We start from the raw sequence: 14,868 nt of genomic DNA on the forward strand, positions 1-14,868 counted from the left end.
ATAAATATTAAGAGGCCTGCGGGTCTCTTAATATTTATTTTTTTCGGAGAGGGGAACATCATACCATGACCAACTACTATGAGCTGCTCGGTGTCAGCCGGGATGCTTCGGAGGCAGAGATTAAGCAGGCTTACCGCAAACTGGCGAAAAAGTATCATCCTGATACCAACCAGGGAAGCGAGGAAGCAACGCGCAAGTTCAAGCTGATCCACGAGGCTTATAATACCTTGCGTGACGAAGCATTGCGGCAGGCATACGATGCCGAGCTCATCCGAAAAACTGAGGGAGCTGGCGGACAGCAGCAAGAGAGAGGAAGAGGAGCTGCAGCTTCCGGAGGTACGCGCAAGGCGGCCAAAGGATTTAATCCGGCTGACATAGGAAGTAATTTTGAGCAATTTTTCGGTTTTCATCCGAAAACGAAGGAGGGCTCACCTGGGAAAAATACGAAAAAATCCGGTGATCCGACGGATACCTCGGCGATGTTTAACCAGTTTTTTGGTATTCGTAAAAAGTGATGATTTCAGGATGGAAACGGGGGAAGCAAGCAGTGAAAACGGCGCAGAACAGATGGGTTTTCATCATAGATGTTGCCATGTTCGGGCTGATGCTGGCGATCGCCTTTTATGTGTTTAACCGTACAGGCTACAGCGGCTTGAAAACCGTGGTCGCGATAGGTATTGGAATCGGCGTGCTTGTATACATACTGCGCAATCTGGTGTCCGTTGTACCCGTGGCAAAGCCAAAGGCAGAGCGTAAGCGGATTGCCAAGCTGGTACTGATTGATGAAGAAGGCGAGTCCATTAAAGAATGGTATATCGAAGGTGAAACATCGCTCTTGATCGGCAAAACAACGTCCCGCTCTGAGGCGGATATTGATTTGGCAGATACAGATTATGCATCGCTGATCAGCGTGGAGCATGCGGTGCTCAACCGGGTGAACAGTGACTGGTTTGTGGAGGATGTGGATTCCGGAAACGGGACGGGGTTGCGGCCTGCCCAGGAAAGTGTGACGAAAAAGCTGGAAAGCGGCGAGCCTCACCGGATCTATTCGGGTGATTTATTATACATTGCCAACACGAGGCTGCTCGTCAAATAGATAGGGATGTTGCAAAATCCCTAGATCGCAGAAAAAGACAATCAGACAATGGGGGAAGGAACCGACGATGAGTTTGACAAGATGCCCGAACGGACACATGTTCAGTACACGAAAGCACGGAAATACGTGTCCTTATTGCAATACGGTAGTAAATATAGCCTCGCCCAAGAGCGTGGAGCCAGCAGCGAAAACCAATGCTGCAGGAGACGATGACAAAACCATGCCATATTTGGGTGAGACGGTGGGAATTCACCCGGTAACCGGATGGCTGGTGTGCATCGAGGGAGCACAGGTGGGTCAGGATTATCGCATTATGGCAGAGAAAAACTTTATCGGACGCGCAGAGGATATGCATGTCCGCATTATCGGAGACAACACGATTTCCCGCAGAAATCATGCGGTGATTGTGTATGACCCGAAGAAACGCAACTTCTTTTTGCTGCCAGGCGATTCGTCAGGCTTGGCATACCATAATAATGAAGCGGTATATTCACCAGTGGAGCTGGCTGCTTATGATGTAATTGAATTGGGACACAGCAAATTTATCTTTATTCCGCTGTGCGGTGCCCATTTTGAGTGGGATAACGAAAAATAGGACGGAAGTGGGCAATGGTGCAGGGAGGTAACGGAATGCAGCCTTATTTTGTTGTATGTGGAGCTGCGGTGCTATTCGCTGTTCTTCTCATCATCCGCATACGACTGACACGAAGTTCCGGCAGCCGTACCGTGAGTGGAATTGAGATCGGGAATGGTCAAACGATTGGGAGTCGAAGCGAGCAGGATGATTATTTTGCAAGTATGACGACACCTGTCGGTACGTTGGCTGTTGTCGCAGATGGTATCAGCGGACTGGCCAATGGACGCATGTCCAGTACATTGGCTGTGACGACCTTTACGAAGGCGTTTGCCAAGCTGGAGGATGCATCGAATTTGAACGAATATTTTGCCGGAGCAGCAAGCCAAAGCAACCGCAGCATTTTGCAAAATTTGAATGGGCAGGGCGGAGGAACGACGCTGGCGGCAGTCATTATTTGCGGCTATCAACTGTATTACGGAGCGGTGGGCGACAGTGTGATTACGATCTATCGCAATGGGCATTTCCAGACGGTCAATTCTAAGCATACAGCGGAAACACTGCTGGAGGAACGAGTGCTGGCCGGACAAATGACCTCGGAGGAAGCCAAAACGAGTCCTGTACGCAATCAGCTGGTCAACTATTTGGGCTATGAAGGCTTTGAGAGCATGGAGCTTGGCACTACACCGATTCGTCTGTATTCGGGTGATTATGTTCTATTGTGCAGCGATGGCATCCAGGAGGCGTTGACGGAAATTGAACTCGAAGAGATCATGCGCAAAGGCGGCACACCGCAGGAAATGGCGGATACCATGATCGACGCCATTAATGACAAAGGCTTTAAGAGTCAGGATAATGCGACAGTACTTATTTTGGCGATAGGATGAAACAAGAAAGACGGGGGTAGCGATGCGCAAGGACAACAGCGATTTTAGTACCGCCTTTGTGTCGGAAGCGGGCTCTTACATAGACAACCGGGACTATTTTGCATTCATGGAGACGGACGACATGGCCTGTTATGTCCTCGCAGACGGTCTGGATTCGGATCAGGAGCTGCACAGCGCGGAAATGGTTGTCAAAACGGTGCTGGAAAATTTCATGGAGAAGCCTTCCATGTCCAAGCGGCGCCTGATGAGAGATCTGCGTGAAGCGCAGGAATGGCTGCAATTCGAAAGCCGCCGTGTTCGGCTCAAGGCCAGTCTGTTGATGGTAGTGACCAACTACAACAAAATGGTGTACGTTTCGTGTGGTAATGTGCGGCTATATCATTTTCGCAATGGACGGCTTAATTTTCGCAGTAAGGATCACAGCTTGGCACAGTCATTGGCAGATGACGGGCGCATTCCGGACGAAGCGACCAGCACTCACGAGGAACGGGGAAATCTGCTGGAGTACCTGGGAAATCCGAATGGGGTTCATGCCCATTATGCCAAAAAGACGCAGCTTGCAGATGGAGATGTCATGCTGCTGACCACATCCGGGATGTGGGAAGATGTTGAACTGGCGGAAATGCTCGGTGCGCTGGAGGAAGCGAAGGACCCGGTCATGCTGACGGATACGCTGGAAGAGGTGCTGCTGAGCAAGCAGCGCCGGGCGGTGAACAATTATACAGCCGCAGCCATTTATGTAAACAAAGTATTTCAGGAAAAACCTAAAAACCGTCGCAAGCTGATCAAACGGATTTTGATTGCTTTACTTGTTTTTATCGTTGTAGGCGGTGGAGCATGGATTACGCTGGCGCGCATGGCTGCGAATAAGGCAGCAGCGCTGGAAACGATGATCGAATCGGCCCAGACGGCAGATGATTACGCGAGAGCAGGGGATTATGCAAAGGCGCTCAAATCCTACAGCGAGGCGAAAAATGCGGCAGTTAAAATCAACGATAAGATTCATAAGAGGTTGTATACGGCTGAGCAGAAAGTTTCTCAACTGGTGGTTGACGGAGATGGCTATGTGGAAAAGGCGGACTTTGCCAAAGCCGAAGCCAGCTACGAAAAAGCACGGAAAAGCGCGGGATTGTATCCACCGTTTAATGTGAAGGATATTGAGCATAAAATCGATCAGCTGGACAGCTATGCCGAGACGGCGAGCTGGATGAAGGACGGAGATTTGAAATTTCAGGGCGGCGATTACACGAATGCGCTTAAGCTGTATCAAAAAGCAAACAAGGCTGCGATGGAATCCGGGTATACGTCCGCGCAAAAAGAGCTGGAGAAGAAAATTACCGAAACCAATGATAAATTGGCATCCATCCAGCAGCAGCTGAAGGAGATTCAAGCTGGCAAGCTTCAGGCCAAAGGGGATCGGTTGATGAAAGATCTCGATTATGAAGGAGCCATTGACGCTTATAGCGGCGCACAGGAGATTTATCAGGAAATCGATAAGCTTGAAAGCGTTCTGGCCATGGAGCGGAGCATCGCGAAGGCAGAGGAGAAGCAGAGCGCGGAGCAGCAGAAAAATGGTCAGCTTCCAGCCGGACTGGGCTTGCCTGACGGAGCGTTGAACGATGCGAACGCAGAGGACGTGGCGGGCGCAGGTTTGACCTCCGCAACCGCAGCCCCTGCTGCTGATTCGCAGACAAAGGCTGCGGCGACGGGCTCTACGGGGACTGGCTCTGCGAGTACTGGCTCTGCAAGTACATCGGCCGTGAAGAAGGAAGCCTCCCCGCCTTCAACTTCGCCTGCGAAAAGCAGCAGTACGGGCGATGGAAACGCCTCTTCGGCAAAAGCGGCCACGAGCAAGGAGCAGGGAGCTGCTGATTCCGCTTCTAAAGCAGCAGGGGCGTCCGATTCAGTAAGCCAGGATCAGGCTGCCGTGAACGGAAGTTAAGTTTTTCATGTTCAATGAATGCATGCTGGAGCCGAAAAAGGAGTGAAACGCCGTGAAAGAACTGGTGCAGGACCGTTTGAGCAAGATGGACGATCTGGAGCAGAGACGTTTACTGAAAAATATGATGGCGGGGGTATTTATGAACCTCGTCGAATATCAGGAAGAGATGACCCGCCAGCTGGAACGGCGGGTATTTGAGGAAATAGAGAATACAGAAGAAAAGTTTGATGTGTACGTGTCACTGACATCGCGTGAGGACTACGATCCGATTCATGAGTTTTTATATCCGGTGTTACCGTCTGATACGGAGGATAAGAAGGTGGACATCAGCCGTGTAGCGGAGGTGGTTCGCGAAGGCGGAGCGATGCCGCTGTTTACGCTTTTTCTGGAGATGGAGACCGAACGAATCGCAGCGCTGGTACACAGCAAGCGAATTTTTGCAGGAATGCTGGTCACGGAAACCGGAAATTATCCCATTCGCTTTCGTCTGGAGCACAACCGTTCCTATATTTTGGAGATTGAAAAGCTGTATCATATATTTTTGCAAAATGGTATGCCATGGAAAACGATTAATCATCCGTACGCACATAAATTTGTCGACTGCGTGTTGATTGGGGGAGACGGGGAGCCCGTAGCGCACGAAGAAATTCATGAAATTACGATCTCGTTGGAGGAGTTCGACGCTTTTAAGAAAGGCGATGTTTTTCCGCTTTGGAACATTGAACGGCTCTCTCTAAAGAACAGCGGTTTTCCGATACCCGCTATGGATCGCGTGAACTTTGAGCATGTGCTGCCTTTGCGTAAAACAGGACCTGAGCACGGCTATTTGATCGACGGCGCTGAAGGGGATATCCGGTATATCAAGCGTACGGAAGAAGAACTGACCATTGTCACGTCACGGGATAAATCCGGGGAATGGAATGTGTTAAAGGTTACGAAGCCAGTCACGACGAGACTTAGCCGGCAGACATATCCAGTGTTGTCCAATCGGCGGCAGGACAGCTTTTTGGGACGCTATGCAGGCAAGCAGGCCGTGATTGTCCGGGCCAAAGCGGAAATCACGCGTATCGTTAACTCGTTTGAAGCAGCCCAGGGGCTGGAGCTGGAACGTGTGGATATCTGGGGAGGCACCGGTAGAAATGATGTAAGCAACCTTGTATCCAAAACCCAGACGTATCCGCTAAACCCGTTTGTCAGCGATAATGTGCGGACGGTGGAAGGCAAGCAGATCATGCGGCTGGGGTTCAGACGCGGCTCTGAAGAAGCTGCGCCAGCCTCACCTGCTTACATGTTATCCGACTTAATGAGCTTTCTGGTGTCGGAAGTGCAGATGTATTTTCCAGAGTACAAATGTGAAGGAGAATGGGTGTGAATTATGTCTGGGATTTGCTCATGCGCGCGCGGGAACAGGAGCTGGACGTGGATAAATTCCGTTTCGTACCCGCTGTCAGCTATTCTCCCTATATGGAGCTTAGTCTGGTAGATTTGAATACTTTGGAGCTGGAGCAGGTGGTGGAAATCAATCCATACTACCGCTTTTATTCTATTTTTCGGGACCTGTTTCCACCGGATGCAGAAGATTGTCTGGAGCTAAGGGAATCGCTGTTTGATATCATGATGCATTTTCTGGCGGAAATTGATTTGTATCAGGGGATGAATCGGCGCGAGTATCACATCCGGTTTGTTCAGCGTGATATTGCTGACGGCATTTTTGGCCCGAAGGTGAAGGGGAGTTTTGAACAATTAAACCGCGAGGAGCAGGATGCGATTGCCGAAGGACTGCTGCGCCTGTATGAGACAGGGGAAGCTGTGCATCTGTTAAAAGAAACGATGCGGCGCGTTTTTCATCGCTCGATCATTTATGCCAATTGTGAGGAAAAAGATGAACTGCTCGTTTATATCGGTCAGGAGGAAACGCAGCTGTCACGGCTGAAGGTGGATTTGATTCTGGATTTGTTTCTTCCGGCACGTTTTACGACTGAGCTGTATTGGACAAGTCATTTCGGCATTTTGGAGGCAGATCCTACGATGAAAATAGACGCTATCGCCCTCTATTAAAGGCCAAGTGGCTCAGAAAGGACAAGTGAACGATGAACGGACCCTATACATACAGATTGCTTAACCCGCTCACCGATCGAAAAAGCGTTCGCTTCACGGCGAAATATACGCGGGCGGAATTGGAGCAAATGACGACCTTCCAGTTGCGCGGGATATGCGATAAGGAGCGTCTGGTCGAGGGCTTTGCCAACCGTCTGGCGCGTGAAGAACTCATTCGCGTTATTTTGCGGTTTCGGAGCGCGGAGGAGCATTTACTTATCACAAGACCCAACCCCGGCGGCTTTGAACGTATGGAATCAGCACTCCAGCGAAATTGGAATGACCGACGGCAGGAGAGCGGCGGCATCCGGGTTCCCGCCAAAATTACGCTGTATCAGGGTGTACGGACAGGTCGTATGGACAACTACCGAATCGAGTCCGATCTGCCTTGGTTAAGCTCATCTAATGTGCTGCTGGTGAACGCGATGGGAGAACTGTGCGGTGTTTTGAATGTGGTGAAGGATGAGGAACGGATAGGCGTATATTATCTATCGCGGCATCGTGATGCTGAACTGCGAGAAACGGCCAACCATAACTATAGCCTGCTGTTTCTGCGAAGACAGGAATCAGAATATTTTTATAACCTCTACTATGGGGATAAGCCGATGCTGCCGCTGAAGCTGCAGGGTCACCGAGTTCCGGTAGCAGAGCTAATCATTCGGGGCACTGAAACTACAGATGCCGTACTGGCCATCGATTTTGGCACCTCGAACACAACGGCAGGCGCTTATTTGGATAGCTCCTATGTCACAGCCCCAGATACAGGCATGAGCAGCACGGTACAGCTGAACGCGATCAATTATGTGTCATTTCCCGGCCCGGCAGGTGCGGAAGGCGACTGGATCGAAGTGCTGCCGACCGCTATTCGCGTGGCGGACTGCACTAATCCGGAGCATATCGTTTATGTCTTCGGGGAGGAAGCATTGCGTGGAACAGACGTGGCGGGCAGCCGTGCGACGGTATTTCGGGGCATCAAGCGTTGGGTCAACGATTACAAGCGAATCGAGGAATTAATGGATTCGGAGGGGAATACAGCGACTGCTTCCCGCAGCGATATTTTGGCAGCGTTTATCCGTTATGTGATAGGCACCGCCGAGCAGCAATTCAAGTGCCGGTTTCGCAATCTGCACTTTTCTGCTCCCGTCAAGCTGCAGCCACAGTTTATTGAGATGTTTACCGACATTTTGCCAGATTATCGGATTGAAGCGGAGGATGCGCTGGACGAAGGGCTGGCTGTGCTGTACAACACGCTGGCAGACCAGATGGAGCGAGGAACTTTTGCGGACGGTGAGGAGTATCAGGCACTTGTCATTGATTGTGGTGGAGGTACGACAGATTTGTCATCCTGCCGATTCCGGATTGAGGATGGACGTATCGCTTACAAGCTGGATATTCACACGACGTATGAAAATGGGGATACCAATTTTGGCGGAAACAACCTGACGTATCGGATTATGCAATTTATGAAAATCGTGTTTGCAGGTTATTATGCAGCCGAAACCCGATTGCCTGACACCGATATTGATGCCCTGATCGGCATTCCTTCAGGGGATTTGTACCGTCATGTGGATGAGTTTGGCGTAGATGCTGTTTATGCGGGGCTGGAGGAGCGCTATCACGAGGCAGAGGCTATTTTGCCTACAGCGTTCAAACGATATGAGCATGCGACACGGGATGAATATCAGCGGGTGCTGAGTAATTTTCATCTGCTGTGGAGTGCGGCAGAAAATATGAAAAAGGAATTTTTTCTGCGTACAGGCATATTGCGCAGCCGCTTCGAGTCCGAGCAGGTATTATCAGCCGAAAGTGACCTGAACATTGCGGTGTTGGACCGCTGGCTGGTTTCAGTCATCGAAAACGGACGTTTTCGCGATGAATATGGCTTGCCTGATGTGGTGTTTAACATTCGGGAGATACAGCAGCTTCTTAAGGCGGATATCTACAATATTGTGCGCAAGTTTCTGGATGATTTTTATCAAGAGGGACGCTTGCAGGACTATTCCATTATTAAGCTGACCGGGCAGTCCTGCCGGATTGACGTATTTCGCGAAGCACTGAAGGAGTTTGTGCCAGGACGCAGTATTGAATTCCGGCAGAAAGCGGAAGACCTGAGCCGGGTGCCTGAGCTGAAAATGGCCTGCCTGCGCGGAGCGATCCGTTACCTGAATGCCAAAAAAATGGGCACGATTGAGCCTGTCATTACCAATCATATTCCGGCTATTCCGTACACCGTTAGCGCCTGGACGCATACGGGGCGTGAAAAAGAGCTGATTGCCAGCCTGGAAAGCGATCGGGTGCGCGGCTCCATTTCCCGGCCGTCTCACGCGGCTGAGATCGAGTTTTTCCTGACGGCAGGCGGCGGCAAGCTGCGTCAGCGCCATGTGTACCGCAGCCGGCCGGAAGCCTTTGAGCCTATGCCGTATGAGGAAATCGCCGTGCTGTATGGGCGGGATATCCCGCAGGATGATACCGACTCCATTCGCAATGAGGAGACGAAATATTTTGTTTTTGCTGGCGATAGCCGTTGGGGCTTTTATGTAGTACCGATTACCCGCCGGGATGAATTGCTGTATCTGGGGCCCAAACGTTTTTTTGCCTTCGAAAATGATCTTTCCGAGCTGGATTTCTTTGACGGTACGAAGTAGGACAGGCTGAGGAATATAAAAATACAATATCTGGAGGGTAAAGTATGCTATACGCAGGTTTTTGGAAACGGGTTTTGGCCCATATTATCGACAGTCTTATTTTAGGGTTCGTATTTATGATTATGGGTTTGATCTGGGGTGTAATTCAGCTTTTTGGGAACTGGATGCCGTCCCCGGCAGAAACCTCAATATTGACAGACGGACCGTCTGCTATTTTTACGATGCGATTGCTAGGACAGACCCTGCTGAATTTGGGGGCTTCATGGCTGTATTACGCCATCATGGAATCGTCCAAATGCAGAGCTACGGTGGGTAAGCTGGCCCTTGGAATCATCGTGGTAGACGAGTTTAACCAAAAGCTCAGCTTTGGCCGCGCCAGCGCCCGTTACTGGAGTAAGTTAATTTCCTCCATCATTTTGATGATCGGCTTTATCATGACGGCTTTCACGGCCAAAAAACAGGCTCTTCACGATCTGATCGCCCATACCTATGTTGTGGACAAACGCGAGCTGAATTATATCCTTCAGAAGCAGTCTGGGCGGGGGGCCGGGATGTAAAAGTAGATCATAAATTCTATAAAACGTAGTTTTCAATCAGGGGGAACATCTGGAATGTACGCAGGTTTTTGGAAAAGGTTTTTCGCCTATTTGCTAGATTATGTTGTTTTGTATGTAGGTACGATGATCATTGTATTGCTTACCACTTTGCTAGGGATATTAACTTCTCTCATCCCTGTATGGGGAAGCACGCTGTATCCTTCGGTATATACTTTCCATGTGGCACAGTTATTTTATGGATTGGGAACTATTTCACGAGTATTTGTTTTGTTTTCGATAGGCTGGCTGTACTACGCTATCATGGAATCGTCTAAATTTAGAGGAACCTTAGGTAAGCTCGCTTTGGGGATTATTGTCGTAGATGAATACAATGAAAAAATAACTTTCGGACGCGCGAGTGCCCGCTACTGGAGTAGAATCATTACATTTTTCACTATATTTGTCGGTTATATCATGGCAGCTTTCACAGCAAAAAAGCAGACACTGCATGACAAAATCGCTCGTACCTATGTGGTGAACAAAAATTGGCTGGACTACTCGGAGTATATTAAGCAAAATCCACCGCTGGCAGAGGTGCTTGTCCCGGCTCCTGCGCCTGGCGTGAATCGGTTGTCTATACCTCTAAATAAAGAAGAGTAGACAAAACAGTAATGATGGCGCAGAGCGAAGAGAGGAGGAAAACACATGTTAACCCATATCGTGCCGAAGTTTGAGAAAGGCCGTATTCTCAAAACCGAGATGCTGGAGAACCTGCGGGACTACCCCCGCAGCTTTCTCGATATCCGGTATCAGGATTATTCAGATGGCATCATTACCGGGATGAACGTGACCATCGGGGAACACACGCTGACCGTAGGCAGAGGCATTGTGAAGCATAAGGGTAGACTGTACCTGCTAGAGCAGGAGGAGGAAGTACCGTATACAGCCACCGGGCGGCTGTCGGTGTTGAAGATGCTCTTTTTGGAACAAACAGATCGCCCGGATTTCATCGCTCATCATGCAGATATCGTGCTGGAGGATGAGGCAGAGATCGGTCTGGATGAGATAGAGTTGGGCAGATTCAAGCTCAAGGATGGAGCCGTGCTTCGCTCTGACTATCAGGATTTTGCCGACATGGCAACCGAATTCAATACATGGAGTGATATCCATGCTCCCTTTTCGGGCTTGAAGCAGAGTACATTGCGCCCGGAGACGATGCGGTACTTCGCATCCGAACTGCTAAAAAGTGGTACAACCGATCCGATGGATTGCATGTTTTCGCTCATGTGCCTGAACCTGGAAGCTGTGGATAGGGAGTCCATTCAGCATTACATCGCCAACAGAAGCGGTACGGAGTACAGGGAATATTCACATGCCCAGCTGCATAGACAGCTGGTGCTGATCCTGGAGGGAGTCGGGCGGGGTAAGCGCACAGCAGGCCGCTGGCAAGGCGGCGGAGCCGGGCGGATGATTGTGGATTAGTCAATATGTGGAGGAGTGAGCATTATGAAATATGAGGATGAAAAGATTTTGGATCGGCTCCATGAGATGGAGAAGCTGAAGAGACCTAACAATATTTTAGCAGGCCCCATAATCATTGACGGTCAATCCTATGTATTTGAAGAGGGATTTTTCTTTAAGGATCGGCTAAAAATGCATGTCCCCTCTATCTTTACTCCTATGCCCAAGCATTTGCAAAAGATTAAATATCCTCATGAGCAACGTCCAGAAATAATTTTGACGAATGATTTGGGCAGTGTGGATGTGACCCTGAATCGGGTTGACCAAGCGCTACAAGATGAATGGGTGGAACAGCTCACTTCTGGTATGAAGGCAATGATGAAAAATATGAATCCCGCCCATGTATTTTATGAAGAAAAAGTAGAAGAGATCCATGGTAAGCAGATTGGCTATTTTGACTTTAAAAGTCCTGCTCTGGACCAACCCATTTACCACAATATGTTCTACTTTGAGTTGGAAGGAAAGACGGTCATGGGAACATTTTGCTGTCCGTACAAGAAGTATGCTGAATGGCGGGATGTCGCCCTGCAAATGATTCGTACCATTCAAACGATTGACGAGGCAGAAAAGGAGGGATATGAATGAGTAACCCCATTTATACCACGGCTGATGTTCAGGTGGCCCCTTATCAGTTTCAGCGTGTATTAAGTATTCATCTCATTAAACAGTTAAACGAGCATGTGAGCTTCTGCATTCGTGGTATTGTTTCGGAGGACAAGCTGGATCAGTACGTTGAAAAAGCGGATGAAGATGAGCGCATCGAAATCCTTTTAAAAAGCGAAGGGAAGAAGATTCGGTTTTTTCAGGGAATCGTCACGAATATTGCTGTAAAAGCTGTAAACGGAGTACGCGAGCTTACGATTGAGGCCAGCAGTGAAACTTTAATGATGGATATTCGCCCCAAACGCCGTTCATTCCAAAAAACAGGAGAATCCTATAACAATCTATTTTCGCATGTTACAAGCACATATGCTGATGCAGAAGTGATTGATGAGGCTTCTCATGGCGCAGCTATCGGTGAATTATTAGTGCAATACAATGAAACGGATTGGGCCTTTGTCAAAAGAATTGCTTCTAGGCTGCATGCTGCTTTAATTCCAATTACGATGCAACATGGATTGAAATATGTGATTGGTGTTCCCTATTCTAGTGCCCCTCAACCGCTGAACGAACATAACTATTCCATAAAAAAAGACTTGAAGGAGCACAAGCTCATGTCCCGTAACGGACTGCCGGAATATGGAGAGTCTAACAGCTTGAGCTATGAAGTAACCAGCAACAAAGTTTTGGAGCTTGGAAGTTCCGTTGTTTTTCTTAAAAGAACTCTTTATATAGCTAGGGCGGAGACGACCACCGAAGGAAATCTGATCGTGAATCGTTACATTTTACGGGATGCACATGGGTTAAAATGCCCAACCGTCTATGCCTATGATCTGTCAGGAGCCTCTTTGTTTGGCAAGGTTACGGATATTTCCAAAGAAAAAGTGAAAATCAAGCTGGAAATTGATCAAGGTTCAACCTCATCTGGAGCCATGTGGTTTCCCTACTCTACTGTCTATTCTTCACCTGATGGAAGTGGTTGGTATGTCATGCCAGAAGTAGGGGATCAAATTCGTCTGTACTTCCCTGATGAACGGGAGCAGCATGCTTTTGCCGCCAGTTCTGTCGATCTTGCCTCCTCTGATCCCGTTAAAAGAAGTGATCCTGCGGTCAAAAGTATCAGTACCAAATACGGCAAACAAGTTGTTTTCAAGCCTGGTGCAGTAGAAATTATTAACAGTGGGCAAATGCTCATGCGTCTCACGGATGAAGGTGGGATCGAAATTAACAGTAACAAAAAAATAACCCTGTCTGCTCAGGAAGATATCCAAATTACAGGGGGAGCAAAAATTATTATGGAGGGAAAAGAAGGCTTAAGTTTTATTCAATCCGGAGCCAAACTCGACATCATAGACGATGTGAGACTAACCGGGGGTAAGGTGAACATTGAATGAAGCTTATGAATCGGGATGCTGCTTTGCAGGACTTGTTGGAGAAGCACGTATTTACAGAATGGCTACATGATCTGGCTCTTATTGAAAACAACTTTCTGACACGGCAACAAGCCATTGAAGAGGAGCTTATAGCAGCTTTAGAATCGCTATGCAAGCTCGCTACCTTTCAACACGAACAAGGGCGCAAGGGGGATATCCGATATATTTATATCTCCTTGCTCAGAACCCGTGTTATGAGAAACAAAGCTGTTTATCGTATAGATGCCTATGATGAGAATTGGTTTCTGGATGAGGCTGAATGTGCTGTGGAATGGTCGGCAGACTTTGTTTTCGAGCCCCTGTTCAATCGAATGGCTAAGCTGGAAAAGCTTAAATCAGATTATGCTCGTAAGGTCACTACGATGGATATTGAACAAATTCAACAAATTGAAGCGGTCAAATACCATTTGCTCACCGTTGAGTTCCTGAAAAGCCAGATGCCAGCCTTTATCGCTACCCCTTCGTTAGAAAGGATGCCGAAAGCTGATACATGCACCATATTTGCCGGAGAGTATCGAGATGATAGCCAACTTTTGTGCTGTTTTACGCGTAGGGGGGAAGCCGAGAAACGAGAGGGGGAATCTTCATGGATTATTTCCTCTTAAGGCAGGATGTGCGGTATACCAATGTTCCTGTGCTGCAAAAGGTGATGCAAACGATTGATCCGTGGAAGCTGTATGATTTACGGCCGGAGGATATTGTCAAGCCATTGATGTTCCATGTGAAGGCAAATGCAGAAAGTATTTTTAGTGATTATATAGAAGGTCCCATTCCGCTCATTTCAGATGCTTTAAAACGTCTTGTTCAGGCCTATATGCCGGAGCTGCCTTTGAAATTAACCATACTTACACAGATCGAACAGAAGATACAGAAGAATTATTATATTCCTTTTATAGAGCGGCTTATAGCTGTGCATCCGGAAAGCGAATGGAATTTGGATCAGAGTGTGCTTAGAAAGCTGGTATTACAAGCAGATGCTATTCGGGGCCACAAAATATTCAGAATTCAGGAGAGTACTACCCCGCTGATCATCGTTCGTTTGGATGTGGCGGAAAGTATATTGAGGCGTGATTATACCGGGATCGCTTTGGAACGAGTCCGGGTGAAATGAGGAGGGAAAGGTAGCATGTCAGACAATGAGTATTATGTCGTACGGGGGGCCTGTATGCGTTGCACTTACGGGACTCATCCTCGAAAGATCAATTTGCCGAACAGCCACGGGGCTTTTGTTAATGGTAAACCTATGATGAATGAAGGAGACTATTCTCCCGAGAATGTCCCTCATTTTGGAATTTGCAACAGCCCGGAACAGCCGAGTACCGAAACTATATATTTGATCGCAGAAGATGGTTCCACGATCTCAGGAAAGCCATGCCTGCCGATGCTGACGGATAAGTGGATAAACACAAAAGAACAGACCAAAGTGGAAGGCCAGCCAGCCTTGACGACCTCTTCATTTCAGACTTGTTTATATCATGGATTTATCGAATTTCATACGAATGGCCAGCAGGAGGAGTAGCTGGAAGGGAGGTTTGAA

The 14,868-nt window shown here is 48.4% G+C and carries 16 protein-coding genes; all 16 read left to right on the top strand.

The genetic code is table 11. From position 1 onward, the window contains the following. The first annotated feature begins 65 nt into the window (after positions 1–65). The 16 genes from B4V02_RS06790 (at position 66) to B4V02_RS06865 (ending at position 14,850) form a co-directional block, all read left to right on the top strand. Positions 66–515, top strand: coding sequence for a DnaJ domain-containing protein (locus tag B4V02_RS06790; protein WP_007431572.1), 450 nt, complete (start codon positions 66–68; stop codon positions 513–515). 32 nt (positions 516–547) lie between these two features. Further along, complete coding sequence (locus B4V02_RS06795; RefSeq protein WP_094154214.1) at positions 548–1,096, top strand: FHA domain-containing protein; 549 nt, start codon at positions 548–550, stop codon at positions 1,094–1,096. Positions 1,097–1,163: 67 nt separating this feature from the next. Next, complete coding sequence (locus B4V02_RS06800) at positions 1,164–1,691, top strand: FHA domain-containing protein (RefSeq protein WP_094154215.1); 528 nt, start codon at positions 1,164–1,166, stop codon at positions 1,689–1,691. Between the two features lie 35 nt (positions 1,692–1,726). Next, positions 1,727–2,557, top strand: a complete 831-nt coding sequence (locus B4V02_RS06805; RefSeq protein WP_007431569.1) for a PP2C family protein-serine/threonine phosphatase — start codon at positions 1,727–1,729, stop codon at positions 2,555–2,557. 22 nt (positions 2,558–2,579) lie between these two features. Continuing rightward, complete coding sequence (locus tag B4V02_RS06810) at positions 2,580–4,499, top strand: PP2C family protein-serine/threonine phosphatase (RefSeq protein ID WP_094154216.1); 1,920 nt, start codon at positions 2,580–2,582, stop codon at positions 4,497–4,499. 52 nt (positions 4,500–4,551) lie between these two features. Further along, positions 4,552–5,871 carry a normocyte-binding protein gene (locus B4V02_RS06815; protein ID WP_094154217.1) on the top strand — a complete coding sequence of 440 codons (1,320 nt, stop codon included), beginning with the start codon at positions 4,552–4,554 and terminating at the stop codon, positions 5,869–5,871. Beyond that, the gene (locus B4V02_RS06820) at positions 5,868–6,557 is read left to right on the top strand and encodes an iron-dependent peroxidase (protein WP_094154218.1); all 690 of its coding nucleotides are present in this window, start codon (positions 5,868–5,870) and stop codon (positions 6,555–6,557) included. Before B4V02_RS06815 ends, B4V02_RS06820 begins: the two co-directional genes overlap by 4 nt. A gap of 32 nt (positions 6,558–6,589) precedes the next feature. Continuing rightward, complete coding sequence (locus B4V02_RS06825) at positions 6,590–9,241, top strand: Hsp70 family protein (protein ID WP_094154219.1); 2,652 nt, start codon at positions 6,590–6,592, stop codon at positions 9,239–9,241. Between the two features lie 44 nt (positions 9,242–9,285). Further along, entirely contained in the window at positions 9,286–9,798 is a 513-nt protein-coding gene (locus B4V02_RS06830; RefSeq protein WP_094154220.1) for an RDD family protein, read from the top strand. 54 nt (positions 9,799–9,852) lie between these two features. Next, positions 9,853–10,437 (top strand): RDD family protein, encoded by a 585-nt coding sequence (locus B4V02_RS06835; RefSeq protein ID WP_007431563.1) that lies wholly within the window; start codon positions 9,853–9,855, stop codon positions 10,435–10,437. Between the two features lie 45 nt (positions 10,438–10,482). Further along, positions 10,483–11,259: a DNA and RNA helicase gene (locus B4V02_RS06840; protein ID WP_094154221.1), complete on the top strand. Its 777-nt coding sequence runs from the start codon at positions 10,483–10,485 to the stop codon at positions 11,257–11,259. A gap of 24 nt (positions 11,260–11,283) precedes the next feature. Further along, positions 11,284–11,883 carry a hypothetical protein gene (locus B4V02_RS06845; RefSeq protein WP_094154222.1) on the top strand — a complete coding sequence of 200 codons (600 nt, stop codon included), beginning with the start codon at positions 11,284–11,286 and terminating at the stop codon, positions 11,881–11,883. Then, the gene (locus B4V02_RS06850) at positions 11,880–13,292 is read left to right on the top strand and encodes a phage baseplate assembly protein V (protein WP_094154223.1); all 1,413 of its coding nucleotides are present in this window, start codon (positions 11,880–11,882) and stop codon (positions 13,290–13,292) included. The genes B4V02_RS06845 and B4V02_RS06850 overlap by 4 nt, the downstream gene beginning before the upstream one ends. After that, the gene (locus tag B4V02_RS06855) at positions 13,289–13,936 is read left to right on the top strand and encodes a hypothetical protein (RefSeq protein ID WP_094154224.1); all 648 of its coding nucleotides are present in this window, start codon (positions 13,289–13,291) and stop codon (positions 13,934–13,936) included. Before B4V02_RS06850 ends, B4V02_RS06855 begins: the two co-directional genes overlap by 4 nt. Further along, on the top strand, positions 13,918–14,442 hold the full coding sequence (locus B4V02_RS06860; protein WP_094154225.1) for a hypothetical protein: 525 nt from the start codon (positions 13,918–13,920) through the stop codon (positions 14,440–14,442). Before B4V02_RS06855 ends, B4V02_RS06860 begins: the two co-directional genes overlap by 19 nt. Before the next feature lie 15 nt (positions 14,443–14,457). Next, entirely contained in the window at positions 14,458–14,850 is a 393-nt protein-coding gene (locus B4V02_RS06865) for a DUF4280 domain-containing protein (protein WP_094154226.1), read from the top strand. Positions 14,851–14,868 lie beyond the last annotated feature (18 nt).

The organism is Paenibacillus kribbensis, from assembly GCF_002240415.1.
In the GTDB taxonomy this organism is placed as follows: domain Bacteria; phylum Bacillota; class Bacilli; order Paenibacillales; family Paenibacillaceae; genus Paenibacillus; species Paenibacillus kribbensis.